Here is a 13694-nt window from a genome sequence, read left to right as displayed (position 1 = left end):
AAATCGGGTATTAGGTGCATGTGTGGATCTTGAGACACATATTTTTGTTTGCTAGGGATACTGTAATGACGATAGATGAGCCGGAAAGCGGCGGGAGGAATTTATTATGATCGTAGGATTGCCTAAGGAAATCAAAAAACAAGAATACCGCGTTGCCCTAACGCCTGCTGGCTGCGGTATGATCGTCAAACAAGGCCAAGAGGTTGTTGTCCAGCATGGTGCAGGCGAAGGCAGCGGATTCGCCGATGATGAGTATTCAGCGGCTGGCGCGCGGTTAGTAGCAGATGCAGCCGAGGTGTGGGCGACCGCTGATATGATCGTTAAGGTGAAGGAGCCGCTGCAGGTGGAATTCGTTCATTTTCGTAACGGGCAAATTTTGTTTACGTATTTGCATCTAGCCGCGGCGCCTGAGCTCGCGCAAGCTCTGATGGATAAGCAGGTTACGGCAATCGCATACGAGACGATTCAAGCGCCTAACGGCAGCTTGCCGCTGCTTACGCCCATGAGCGAAGTGGCAGGACGGATGTCGGTCCAGGAGGGAGCCAAATATTTGGAGGCTTTTCAAGGAGGCAGAGGCGTGCTGCTTGGAGGCGTGCCCGGCGTTCCGCCTGCGGAGGTCATCATTATTGGCGGGGGCATCGTGGGGACGAACGCGGCGAAAATGGCTCTTGGACTTGGGGCAGAGGTCGTCGTCCTCGAGAAAAGCGGCGACCGCATGCGTTATTTGGACGATGTATTTCAAGGGCGACTTCGCACGCTGATGAGCAACCCGCATAATATCGCGAATGCGGTGCGCAAAGCCGACCTGCTGATCGGCGCCGTTCTCGTCCCGGGTGCCCGCGCTCCGCGCCTTGTGACGGAAGAAATGGTTAAGACGATGAAGAAGGGAGCCGTCATCGTGGACGTCGCCGTCGATCAGGGCGGATCGATCGCTACCATTGATCGCGCCACTACTCATGAGAATCCGATCTACGAGAAATACGGGGTCATTCATTACGCGGTTGCCAATATGCCTGGTGCGGTTCCGAGGACTTCGACGCTGGCGCTAACGAACGTGACAATCGATTATATTTTGCAACTGGCGTCCAAAGGTTTTCATAACACGGTAAATACCAACTCCATGCTTGCGCTCGGCGTCAATGCTTATCGGGGAGCCATCACGCACCCGCAGGTGGCAGCAGCCGTCGGATTGCCGTATTCACCTCTGGAAAGCTTATGGGGATTGGATTTAGAATGATTTGGCTTCCTTTCTCATACGGTGTAGAACAGGCCGGACAAGAAGGGGAGAACAAGGATGAAACAGCCTTTGGACAAATGGTGGGAGCGTCTGCAATTCACGCTCCTGTTTCTTGCGTTGACGGTGCTCGTGCATGGGGTGTTCGGATGGTTTCATAGCTGGCTGCGACCGGTAGATCCCTATAAAGTGCCGGAGGGGCGTGCGTCTAAAGTATTCCATGCCGGAGAAGGCAACGACCCTGCCGGGTCACCCGGCGACCGGCTGCGGTTGTTTTATTGGCTGGGGGAATGAAGAGAGGGATACAGTCGGACGAAGGTAAGCTTGAGGCAGTGGAATCGGGAAGGATATTTCGACTTTCGTGTGGAATACAGAACATGTCCGAGAATTATCAGAAGCCGCGTTAATAAGGAAGGTATGCAATGGAAATCAGAAGCTGGCTGCGGTCTTATCTTTCCTATATGGTAGAAGAACGCGGGGTAACGCGCAACACCGAGCAAAGTTATTTCAGCGACTTGTCCGACTTCGTGACGTATTTGGAATCTAATCAAGTAAGCGGAGCAAACGACCTTCGAGCTCATCATCTAACTTCTTATTTGAACGAGATGCGTAAGGAAGGGCGGCGGGCGGCAACGATCACTCGCCGAATCGTATCGATTCGTTCCTTTTGCAAATTTTTGACGATTCGCAGAGCGTTGGACTACAATCCTGCCCTGCAGTTGGAATCGCCGAAGGCGGACAAAAAATCTCCTCGTTCGATCGCCTCGGTCGATATGGACAAACTGCTCGAGCTCCCGGATACAAGCACCGATATGGGATTAAGGGATCGAGCCATGCTTGAGCTGCTGTATGCAACCGGATTGCGTGTGACGGAGCTTATCTCGCTCGATGTCGGACACGTTCGACTGGACATGGGATTTTTGCTATGCTTGGGAACAGGGGGGCGGGAACGAATGGTTCCGGTCGGCTCCCATGGAACGGCTTGGGTATCGAAGTACTTGGAGGAAGCCCGTCCGCGGCTAATCAACGAGGACAAATCCGATGAAGCGCTGTTCGTGAATCATCTGGGCACGAGGTTAACCCGTCAGGGGTTCTGGAAAATGATGAAGAAATACGCATTTAAGTTAGGTTTGGATATTACCCCGCATACGATGCGTCATTCCTTCGCGACGCACCTGCTCGACAACGGGGCGGATATTCGCGCGGTACAGGAAATGCTAGGACATGCGGATCCCTCTACGACTCAGATGTATCAGTCCTCTGCGAAGCTTAAGATCAAAGAGGTGTACGAGCGCAGTCACCCTAGAGCCAAAACTTGATCACAGAAGGGACCATAATGATGGCTTATCAACGGATAACGGTTATCGTGTTAGATAGCGTAGGCATCGGCGAACTGCCGGATGCGGAACAATACGGCGACAAGGGCTCGCACACGCTGGGACATATCGCCCAGAAGGTTCAAGGGCTTGCTTTACCTAATTTACGGCGGTTGGGGCTCGGCAATATCGCGCCGCTCGCCGATTGGGAGCCGGAGTCTTTACCAGTCGGCTATCATGGAAAAATGGCTGAGGTATCCGTCGGGAAGGACACGATGACAGGCCATTGGGAGCTGATGGGCTTGCGGATCGATACGCCGTTTCGGACTTTCCCGGACGGATTTCCCGCTGAGCTGCTGAGGGAGTTCGAAGAACAGACGGGCAGAGCCGTCATCGGCAACAAGCCCGCTTCCGGTACGGAAATATTGGACGAGCTCGGAGAGGAGCAGATGAAAAGCGGGGCTTGGATCGTCTACACGTCGGCGGACAGCGTATTTCAATTAGCCGCGCATGAGGACGTCATTCCGCTGGAGGAGCTCTATAACGCTTGCCGTATCGCGCGCAGGCTGACGATGAAAGAGAAGTTTTCCGTGGGCAGAGTGATCGCCCGGCCTTATCTTGGACAGCCCGGCGCGTTCAAACGTACATCGAATCGTCATGACTATGCCGTTAAGCCTCCGCAGCCGACTTTGCTGAATGCCTTAAAGGCAAAGGGTCTAGATGTGGTCGCCGTCGGGAAGATCAATGATATTTTCAGCGGGGAAGGGATCACTCGGACGACTTCGACGAAGAGCAATGCGGATGGCCTAGCGGTTACGTTAAAGGAGATGCAGTCTGGTTTCCATGGGCTCGTGTTTACGAATCTGGTCGACTTCGATTCCCTTTACGGCCATAGGCGCGATCCGGAAGGTTACGGCCGGGCGTTGGAGGAATTCGACCGGTCGCTTCCCGAACTGATGGACGCATTGGGTGACGAGGACCTGCTGATTATTACCGCCGATCATGGCAACGACCCGATTCACCCGGGCACCGATCATACTCGAGAGTATGTGCCTTTGCTCGCTTGGAGTCCCGGTCTGACCGGAGCTGGCGGTATCGAGGATAGGGTAAGCTTTGCGGATCTCGCCGCTACAATCGCCGATAACTTTGGCGTTGATTTTGCGACACACGGGAAAAGTTTTCTGAAGTTACTTAAATAGAGGGATAGAGGAGAGGTACGCATGGCATTTGTATCTTCGAAAGCGATTATTGACGAGGCAGCGGCATTTATTCGATCTACCACGGACGTACGGCCGGAAATCGGTCTTATTCTTGGTTCCGGGCTTGGAGTACTGGGAGACGAATTGGAGGATGCGGTAACGATTCCGTATGAAGATATTCCCCATTTCCCGGTGTCGACGGTGGAAGGCCACGCCGGGGAGTTATTGATTGGAAAACTGCAAGGTCGCAGCGTGGTGCTCATGCGCGGACGGTTCCATATGTACGAAGGGTATGAGCCTGAGCGGACGGCTTTGCCGGTTCGCGTCATGAAGGCGCTCGGCGTAACGACGTTGCTCGTAACGAACGCTGCTGGCGGCGTCAATCTCGATTACAAACCCGGTAACTTGATGCTTATCTCCGACCATATCAATCTGACCGGTCGTAATCCTCTAATCGGGCCGAACGATAACGCTTTAGGCGTTCGTTTCCCGGATATGTCCGAAGCGTATAGCCGCAGGCTGCGCACGATAGCCAAGGAAACGGCTGCGGATCTGGGATTCTCCATTCAGGAAGGCGTCTACGTCGGATTGCTCGGACCCAATTACGAGACTCCGGCCGAAATTCGCATGCTCCGTACGCTTGGCGTGGACGCGGTCGGTATGTCGACGGTATCCGAGGTCATCGTAGCGAGACATTCGGGCATAGAGGTGCTCGGAATTTCTTGCATCAGCAACATGGCAGCGGGTATTCTGGATCAACCCCTTTCCCACGCGGAAGTCATGGAGACGACGGAACTGGTGAAAGAACAATTCTTATCGCTCGTACTTACGGTTATTCCGAAAATGTAACCTAACGCCGAAACAACGAAAAACCTTCAATTCCGCCGAGGTGGAATTGAAGGTTTTTCGTTGTTAAGCCTTATTACGATTTCATTTGTTTCTTCCTTACAATCCAACGAACGGAAAGTAGAAGGATTGCCGCCGAGATTAGGGCATAACCGACAATCGGTAGAACGGGCATTTGCTCGCCTGTTTTAGGAAGGGCGCTTTTACCGTCTTTGCCGTTGTTGGAACCTTTACCCGAGGAGTCTTTTCCTCCGGTAGTTCCGGATTTACCGCCGCCCTTAGGCTTGTCTTTACCAGGTACGCCGCCTTTGCCAGGAGTACTGCCATTGCCGGTGCCAGAGTTCCCCTTATCTCCGGGTTTATTCGGTTCTTTGTCCGGATCGGGCTTCACGTCGAGGTATAAGCCGGCATCCACCGTTAGATTGCGTTCACCAGGTTGTAGCACGATCAGTTCCGTAGAGCCGTTCGCGTCAGCGTTAGAATCCACCGCGACGGAACTCCCAGCTTGCTTCTTCGTGAACACATAACCTACCGGGAGGTCGAATTTCACGGAGTATTTGCCCGGTATTAAATCTTTGAATTCATAATATCCGGGTTTTCCATCGCTTCCGTTATCTGTTAGGGTGGTAGCAATCTGCACCCCTGCTTCGTTATACAATGTTACTGTAATTCCATTCTGGCCGACCTCGGAAGCATCTTGAATTCCGTTTTTGTTTTTGTCGATCCAGACGTAATCGCCGAGTGATGTTGTAAGAGGAACAACACCCGCATCGATCGTCATGTTATTGTCTCCAGGCATAAGTTTAACTTGCGCTGTTCTACCATCATCCGATGCATTGGAATCAACCGCACGGTTCGTTCCTGACAATGATGGCGAGAATCGGTAGCCGGAAGGTAAAATAAATTTTACAGTATAATTGCCTGCATTTAGATTTTGGAATAAATAGGATCCGTTGCCTGATGTGATGGTGAGATCGATTCGGGTATTTGAGCTATCGTAAAGCTCGACTGTAACTCCATCCAGCCCCTTTTCACCCGTATCTTGAATGCCGTTGCCATTGCTGTCGACCCACACATAATTACCAAGAGACGCTGTAGGTATAACAGGACTTGCAGGTATGACATGGACTCCTGCGTCAATATCGATATTATTCTGTCCTGGCGTTAATGTGACCGTATCGGTAAAACCTGAAGCGAATGCATCGGAATCTTTCGTTACATCGCTGCCGGAATTTTTAGCGCTGAACATGTATCCACTGGGCGCAATGAATTTAACCTTGTAGCTGCCGGGAATTAAGTTAGTAAACGAGTAATACCCATCGTTTCCGCTATTAGCGGCTGTCGTCGTTGTTCCAACAAGCGCATTGCTGTCGTTGTACAATTCAACGGTTACACCGTTTCTACCGGTTTCTCCCGCTTCTTGTACTCCGTTGCTGTTATTATCGTTCCATACATAGTCCCCAAGAGCAGCAGGGAGTACGATGCCGGCATCGATTGTAAGATCGTCTTCGCCTGCGACGAGGGTAATAACGTCAGTTAATCCATTACTATCGACGTTCGAATCTGTTGCCGTCGTTACACCTGTGCCTGTTAAGAGTTTTCTTGTGAATAAATAGCCTGCAGGCAAATCAAATTTAACGCGGTATTTTCCTGGCAATAGATCGTTAAACACATATTTGCCGAGAGCGTCAGTCGTAGTCGTAACATCTACACCCGAGTTCTGAATCGGATCGCCATTCTCGTCGAGAAGATGGACGACGATTCCGTTTTGTACGGGCAGAACGGGTTCTCCTTCTTGGTGACCGATTACTCCGGTATCAACCCATAAGGTATCTCCGAGCTTGACCAGTTTGATAAGTCCAGCGTCGAAACTGTTATCATGCTCGTCCGGATCGAGAGTGGTAACAGCCGTAAAACCCTGATTAACGCCTACTGCAGGGTCCGCGTTGGAATCGTTAAGTGTGGTAATTCCAAGTGCAGAAGAATTGTTTGTCGTAAAAATGTAACCTGCCGGAAGAGTGAATTTCACTTTATAATCGCCGGGAACAAGGTTGTTGAACTGATAGAATCCGTCGACTCCACTGAGTGGTGCGGTTACAGTAGGAACGCCAACTTGAACGCCAGCCCCATCGTACAAGGTTACGGTCACATTGTTCACGCCAAGCTCACTCGGATCCTGTTTGCCGTCTAAGTTCCGATCCATCCAAACGAAGTTGCCGATGGAAGCCAACCTTACCAATCCGGTGTCGATCGAACTGTTCGTCTCCCCGGGAACTAAAGTTACGTTAACAGTCGTTCCGTCTGTGATGTTCGCATTGGAATCGTTAGCGGTTGTGCTGCCCGCTGCGTTCTGCTTTGCGAACATGTAGCTCAACGAAGCTGTTGGCGTTGGAAGATCGAATTTAACGGAATAAACTCCTGGAAGCAATTGCTTAAACTCATAAAACCCGGTGGCGTTAGTAGTCGTAGTAGTTATATCTACTCCATTCATATCGCGCAGATGAACGGTTACGCCGCTAACTCCCGGTTCCCCAACATCTTGAATGCCATCATTATTTTTATCATCCCATACGTAATCTCCTAAGGCTGCCGGCAAGAGACCGGCATCAATCGTATCAATTGTTTCGGTCGCGATGATAGGAATGTTAGCGGTTTTTCCGGTAATAGGATCAGCATTGGAATCTTTAGCCGTATTTCCCCCTTGCAAGTTGCTAGTCAGTTTTTGGTATTGCGGGCTAGTTACGAACTTAACGTAATAAGTACCAGGATCTAAATTAGGGAAAAGATAATAGCCAGGTTGGCCGTTTTGATCGTTACCCGTTAACGTTCCTGCTAACTTAGTATTTGTTCCGGCATCGTACAATTCAACGGTCATGCCGTTTACGCCAAGCTCGCCGACGTCTTGGACCCCGTTCTCGTTTCGATCAAGCCAAACATAGTTGCCGATCGAACCTTTATTGTCCGGAGCGATGTCGATACCTACTTTATTCGGTTCGGCTGGCAGCAACGACGTGGAAGCGCCGACTTTCGAAACTTGATAACCAAATGAATTATATGCGATTTCTCCGCCCGTCGGAGCTCCTACGGGTGCTCGCATCGTCCATTCCAATTCGAATGTGCTTGAAGGCAAGAATACGAAGCTTGGAGCGAACTTCAACTGGATGGCGGTAACGCTTGTCAAATCCGATGGAGGCGTAGACGAGAAAGTACCCGTGATCGCGCCGGTCAGATTGTCCATCTTAACGTTCCCATCCGTGGAATACAGCACCGTTACTTCATTGCTAATTGCAGCAGGGACCGTCACCGGACTGGTTAGAATCGGACCCCATTGACTTCCTCTCGTGCCGGACGAAACGACCCCTGTATCTCCAATCAAAGGTAGCTTGTTAACGATAACGAGTCTGTCCATGTTGACATTGCCGACATTGGAGATTTCCAGCTTATAATTGGCCGCTCCACCCGGAATCGTATGTCCCATCTTTTTCCAAGCGGCATCCAATTCGCCTTTAACCCACATGACGGATAGCAAATCCACGGATTCTACGACGTTGATATTAACGCCTTGACCGATTGTCCAGATGCCTCCTGGAGCTGTACAACCCGGGCAACCGGCATTGTTGAAGTTCGTATCGTTGAGATAAGTGCCATCACCTGCTTGAAGGGTAACGAGATTCTGGACGTTGTTCGTTATTGGCGTCCCCGGTTTAACCCGAGCGGTGAACTTGATTTCAACGTTTTCGCCGATAGGAAGCGAGTTGCTCCACTCCCATTTCAGCAAAGTTTTCCCCGTCGGATTTAGCGGATCCAAAGAGTCGACAAGGGTAAACGTTGGAGCGGCAAATCCTCCCGGCGCATGTACGAGCTGCCAATCTACGAGAGTGGCTGAATCTCCGTCGCCGTATTCCAGTTCATTCGGCAAACTATCCGTTATAAACGGGTTATATAGAGCTGCGGTACTATGACCGACATTTGACGCTTTAATCGTATAGGTTATCGTCTCGCCTGGCTTACGGTTTGCTTCCGATCCCGGGCGAGTTTTCACCAATGAAATAATCGGCCGGTTGCCAACGATTGCTATTGTAGAAGCAGGTTGAACAGGAGAGTGGGCAATGCCATTAAACGTGTAGTTCAAAACGGCTTTATTGGTTAATGTTTTTCTAAATGTTCCCGGATTGAAGCTGCTATCTACCCGGTAAGTCATGTCGAAGTTACGAGTCTGGATAAAATTGATTGGAAGCGTAGTAGGAAAGCGGTATTCGATTCCCTTGACAACCGCTCCTCCAAGAGAAGCTACCGTTAAAGTCGTGCTTGTTCCAGCTGGCACATTGGCTCCCCATTTGACCCAATTCAGGGGGCCCGGATTCTCCAGTTCGGTATACCATACCTCGTAATCGGCAATTCCTGCAAAGGTTGCCGTTTTGATTTCTTCCAGCAAGAAGTTGATAACGTCTCCTTGGTTCGTCTGAACAGGGGTCATATCTCGGATGGTGGCTCCCGCTGCCAAGGCTTGGTTGGCGTTGTTGTCAAAGCCCCCAATATTGAAAGTGACCGTCTGACCAGGAGAAACTTCACTATTCGACTGAATATGGTTTTTATTTAAGCCGGAGCCATTATCTTGCGGTCCGGATGCAAAAGTAACGGTCACCGAATGAGTTGCGGTTTTCTGAGCCTGTCCTACAGGTGTGTAAAGCAGGTCAGCCGTGTTGGTGGCATCCGGACCGACAAAGCTAGGCGGGAATAGCAGCTTGATTTTCATCTTGACGCTTCCTCTTACGGGAACATAACCTGGATCGCCAGGATTAAGGAATGTCCAGACAACTTTCGTCGGATCTGTAATATCTCTGACGCTGTTTGGAGGTGTATCCGCGGATACGAGTGTTGCGCCAGGAGGAAGCGTATCCGTCACAACGACACCGGAAATATCAAGTCGACCATTTGAGGATGTAGCCTTATCCCTAATCGTGATCTCATATTCGACTTCGTCGCCCTTAATCGGTTGGGGAATAGGGCGGATCTTCTGTTTAATGACTTCCCAATCGGAGGAAGCTTGGGCGGTCACGTTAACCGGTAAGGAAGTATAAACCGTTAGTGGATCGCCGTTGACCGTATGTTCGCACACGGCGGTTGCGATTGTTCCGTCTGGCGTTTCATAGTTTTTGAATCGGACGTTGATGTTGAACTGACCCGAAGCGCCGGGAGCTACGCCGGTTCCGTTAAATACGATCGAAACGAAAGGATGAGCAGGGTCGGAATTGTCAAGGCTTAATGCCGCAACGCTGCTAGTTGGCAAACCGCCTGCTAATTCAACATATTGAGGCAATGGCAGTTTGATTTCTGCAGGAATCGGACTGCCAATAAGTGTTGGGTACGAGTAGTTAATAGTATAAGTGAATGTCGCTCCGGTAGCGACGGTAGTCACGCTAGTTCCTAGCACGACAGTCAAGGGATCAGCAGGATCCGCGTTTGCGGTAGGCTTAGGAAGCCACGAATTATTCCACATGAGGGTTACAGCTAACAGGATTACAAATAATGATTTCAAAATTTTCATTGCAGCATTTCTCCTATCTAGTTCGATTGTTGTTGGAGCTTGGCTTTTACAATTAAACGGTGGGTCGGGTTGCGCTTAGGGTGACAGGTGATGAGGGTTAAATCCGCTTCGGCGCCATTGTTGTTCAATACGGTCAGGTCATCGGGAGTGACGAGCGTGATTTCGGTCACGGTGTAGCGGTAAGGACCTGCTGAGGTATCGATGTCGATGGCGTCGCCGGGCTTCAGTTCAGCCAGTCGGTTGAAATGCCGGCCGAAAGTCCAACTCCGGTGCCCGGCAAGGACGAAGTTGCCTGCTTGTCCGGGCATTCGATTCTCCACTACCGAGCCTGCACCATGTTTTAGAGATTCCGCATCTGCGCCTCGAACGATGGGCTCCTTCAGATCGATCGCCTCAATGCTCAGTGAACCTAGCAGTTGAAAGCCATCTACTTGGTTCCATTGGGGAAGCTTTATGGAAGCGGGGCGGATGGTGTTTTCCGGCGGCTCATTTGGTGTTTTTGATGGCGGCGACTGTGATCGGATTTCTTGATCCCATTGTGCGAGGAGGACGTCTTGCTTATGTTGTTGAATCTGGGAATCAATTCGCGGGTATACGATTAGCGCTATTCCGGTGAACAGCATGAGCCATAACGCAATGCCCGTGATACGGCTTGCCACCGTTTTTTTTCTTTTTGCTTTAATCCGCATTTACACGCTCCTCTTGTCGAAATACTCGGAATCATCCCACTTATGATAATCAATAGAACTATACAATTTTTGAAAAGTAGACCGATGTACCTAGGCGATGGGGAAAACCGCCCAATTAGAAAAAAACTCTATTGAAGAAGGTTCAAATGTAATACAATAAAGTTGATTGAAGATTTAAGTTTACATACGAACATTTGTTTGCTATTATCGATACATACCATTCAAGGAGGTACATATGTCTGAAGAGCGCTTATCAAGGTTAGAGGATATGATGGGACAATTGATTGGCATGGTTGGTAAAGTTCTTGGCGAGCAGCAGGACATGAAGCAAGACATGAACGCAATGAAGCAAGACATGAGTACAATGAATGAAAGGCTGGAACGAATCGAGACGGAACAGATCAAGTATCATGAATCCCACTCCTACGTTCTAGACAAGATTGCACAGCATGACCACGACATTCATGTTCTCAAAACCCGCGTTTTGAAAATATAAACGGAGCTGCACACGCTGCATGCTTCTTTTTTTTGCCTATCCATCCTTGACCGCTTGGAATATTTTTCATCCCGGAAGGACAAACTAATGGGAAGAATAAACCTTGGCCGATATTCGGCCGCAGGAGGGGGAATCACTGTTGGGCTTTAAGGATAAGCGTAGAACAGGTTTACGATCGTTTGCTCTAATGCTTGCTTGGGTGATCTCGGCAGTTTTAATGGTTCCGACGGTTGCTTGGGCGAAAGAACCGACGCCAAGCAAATCGGTTACCGACATGGCCGCTAGCGCAAAATCCGCGATTCTGATGGATGCGGATAGCGGAACTGTCATTTATGAGAAGAATAGCAATGCTGCTTTACCGCCTGCGAGCATTACGAAAATTATGACGATGCTGCTTGTAATGGAAGCGATCGATGAAGGTCGGCTTAAGCTGACCGACAAAGTCCAGACGAGTGAATATGCCGCCTCGATGGGCGGTTCGCAGATTTTTTTGGAGCCGGGCGAGGAAATGACCGTTGAGGAAATGCTCAAGGGCGTCGCGCTTGCTTCCGGCAATGATGCGTCTGTCGCGCTTGCTGAGAAGCTCGGCGGCAGCGAGCAGCAATTCGTGGCTATGATGAACGAGAAGGCCGAGCAGCTCGGCATGAAAAACACGAAATTCGCCAATTGCAACGGTTTGCCAGCGGAAGGGCACGTCTCATCGGCACGCGATATTGCCATTATGTCGCGGGAATTGCTTAAATACGAAGGGATTACTAAGTATACGGGGCTTTATCAGGACTACCTGCGTAAGAGCAGTCCCAAACCGTTCTGGCTCGTTAATACGAATAAGCTTGTCCGTTTCTATAATGGCGCTGACGGTTTGAAAACGGGTTTTACGAGCGAAGCGAAGTTCTGCTTGTCGGCTACGGCTCGCAGGAACAATATGCGGTTAATTGCCGTCGTCATGGGCGAACCGAATACGAAAACCCGTAATGCAGAGGTTTCACATCTGTTCGACTATGCTTTCGCGCAATATACGAATATTCCGATTTACAAGAAAGGCGATTCAATCGGCACCCTCTCCGTGGAAAAAGGAAAGATCGATAAAATTCCACTCACGGCGAAACATTCTTACAGCGTACTGCTTAAGAAGGGCGATGCAGGCAAGGGCATTCGCCACGAGCTTGTATTGGATCCTGCGGTCAAAGCCCCAGTAGAAATCGGCCAGCCTATTGGTAAGCTTGTCGTCTATCGCGGAGCCGATATCTTAACGGAATTTCCGGTGGAATCGCCGCTCGCGGTCAGTCGCGCAGGCTGGTGGACTTTGCTTCGAAGAGCAACCGGGCAACTGTTCCTTTCCGATTAAAGGGAGGATTAAGGCGGTTTGACGAGGTTTTCGTCGCCGCCTCTTTGCCGTATTATGTCGATCCAGACAACGTTACTTCTAGTTTTGTCGGAGGGCAGGAATGGGAGCGCCATCCGTAGAATTGGTGACGATACAACTACTGTGAGCGCAGAGAGTCTCTTATCGGTCAATCCAGCGCAGCAAGCAGTGCACGCACTTAAGGGGAAGGGGAAATTAGGTATGAGCTTACAGGTCGAGCTGGAGCAGCACCGCAACGTATTGGTCGTCCGTCTGAGAGGAGAGCTGGATCATCATACCGCGGACATCGTCCGGTTTAAGATGGAAGATGCCATTCTGCGAGGGAGATGCGACCACGTCGTACTAAGCCTGAAAGAATTGATTTTCATGGACAGCTCGGGGCTTGGCGTTATTCTAGGACGGTACAAGCTTGTGAAAAGCCGTGGCGGCAAAATGGTCGTATGCGACACGCAAGCCAGCGTTAAAAGATTGTTCGAATTGTCGGGGCTCTTCAAGATTTTATCCTTCTACGAGACCGAGCGATCGGCACTAGCCAGTCTGGAGGTCGTATCATGAGCGGACACAATCATATGAAACTGTCGTTTGCCAGCCGTTCCGAGAACGAAGCGTTTGCTAGAATTACGGTTGCCGCTTTCGTCACACAGTTAGACCCGACGATGGAGCAATTGGATGAGATTAAAACCGTTGTTTCAGAAGCGGTTACCAATGCGATTATTCACGGCTACAACGGGGCTACTGATGGCGTAGTTAACGTTGAAGCCGAAATCGATGGCGATACCGTGTTGATTTCCATTAGCGATCAAGGACGCGGCATCGAAGATTTGGAACTGGCGCGCCAGCCGCTATTTACGTCCCGTCCAGAGCTGGAACGTTCGGGCATGGGCTTCACCATTATGGAAAATTTCATGGATGAATTCGACGTGGTCAGCAGTCCAACGGGCGGAACTTCTCTCAAAATGAAAAAACGGATCGAATCGAAAAAAGCTTTATTCAATTAAAA

At 50.2% G+C, this 13694-nt stretch carries 11 protein-coding genes; 9 read left to right on the top strand and 2 right to left on the bottom strand.

Features of this window, described 5'->3' with window-relative positions; translation table 11 throughout:
* Positions 1-106: 106 nt before the first annotated feature.
* From ald to K7P76_RS05490, 5 genes are all read left to right on the top strand, one after another.
* Positions 107-1237 (top strand): alanine dehydrogenase, encoded by a 1131-nt coding sequence (ald, locus tag K7P76_RS05510; RefSeq protein ID WP_232184143.1) that lies wholly within the window; start codon positions 107-109, stop codon positions 1235-1237.
* Positions 1238-1294: 57 nt separating this feature from the next.
* Entirely contained in the window at positions 1295-1528 is a 234-nt protein-coding gene (locus K7P76_RS05505) for a DUF4227 family protein (protein WP_232184142.1), read from the top strand.
* 128 nt (positions 1529-1656) lie between these two features.
* Positions 1657-2553, top strand: coding sequence for a site-specific tyrosine recombinase XerD (xerD, locus tag K7P76_RS05500; protein WP_232184141.1), 897 nt, complete (start codon positions 1657-1659; stop codon positions 2551-2553).
* A 20-nt stretch (positions 2554-2573) separates the two neighbouring features.
* Complete coding sequence (locus K7P76_RS05495; protein ID WP_232184471.1) at positions 2574-3749, top strand: phosphopentomutase; 1176 nt, start codon at positions 2574-2576, stop codon at positions 3747-3749.
* A gap of 21 nt (positions 3750-3770) precedes the next feature.
* Positions 3771-4598, top strand: a complete 828-nt coding sequence (locus tag K7P76_RS05490; RefSeq protein WP_232184140.1) for a purine-nucleoside phosphorylase — start codon at positions 3771-3773, stop codon at positions 4596-4598.
* Between the two features lie 73 nt (positions 4599-4671).
* Here K7P76_RS05490 and K7P76_RS05485 read toward each other — a convergent pair whose 3' ends face one another.
* Positions 4672-10143, bottom strand: coding sequence for an SdrD B-like domain-containing protein (locus tag K7P76_RS05485; protein ID WP_232184139.1), 5472 nt, complete (start codon positions 10141-10143; stop codon positions 4672-4674).
* Positions 10144-10160: 17 nt separating this feature from the next.
* On the bottom strand, positions 10161-10832 hold the full coding sequence (locus K7P76_RS05480) for a class D sortase (protein ID WP_232184138.1): 672 nt from the start codon (positions 10830-10832) through the stop codon (positions 10161-10163).
* Positions 10833-11067: 235 nt separating this feature from the next.
* Here K7P76_RS05480 and K7P76_RS05475 point away from each other — a divergent pair, with 235 nt between their 5' ends.
* The 4 genes from K7P76_RS05475 to spoIIAB all read left to right on the top strand — a co-directional run bounded on the left by K7P76_RS05475 (position 11068) and on the right by spoIIAB (position 13692).
* The gene (locus K7P76_RS05475; protein WP_232184137.1) at positions 11068-11328 is read left to right on the top strand and encodes a hypothetical protein; all 261 of its coding nucleotides are present in this window, start codon (positions 11068-11070) and stop codon (positions 11326-11328) included.
* 217 nt (positions 11329-11545) lie between these two features.
* Positions 11546-12676: a D-alanyl-D-alanine carboxypeptidase family protein gene (locus tag K7P76_RS05470; RefSeq protein WP_232184470.1), complete on the top strand. Its 1131-nt coding sequence runs from the start codon at positions 11546-11548 to the stop codon at positions 12674-12676.
* 219 nt (positions 12677-12895) lie between these two features.
* A complete protein-coding gene (gene spoIIAA / locus K7P76_RS05465; RefSeq protein WP_232184136.1) occupies positions 12896-13249 on the top strand; it encodes an anti-sigma F factor antagonist in 354 nt (117 codons plus the stop codon).
* Positions 13246-13692, top strand: a complete 447-nt coding sequence (gene spoIIAB, locus K7P76_RS05460; protein ID WP_232184135.1) for an anti-sigma F factor — start codon at positions 13246-13248, stop codon at positions 13690-13692. The genes spoIIAA and spoIIAB overlap by 4 nt, the downstream gene beginning before the upstream one ends.
* Positions 13693-13694: the final 2 nt, after the last annotated feature.

The organism is Cohnella silvisoli, assembly GCF_021190915.1.
In the GTDB taxonomy this organism is placed as follows: Bacteria; Bacillota; Bacilli; order Paenibacillales; family Paenibacillaceae; genus Cohnella; species Cohnella silvisoli.
The sequence above is the reverse complement of the archived record's forward strand: the minus strand, read 5'-3'. Positions and strand labels throughout refer to the sequence as shown.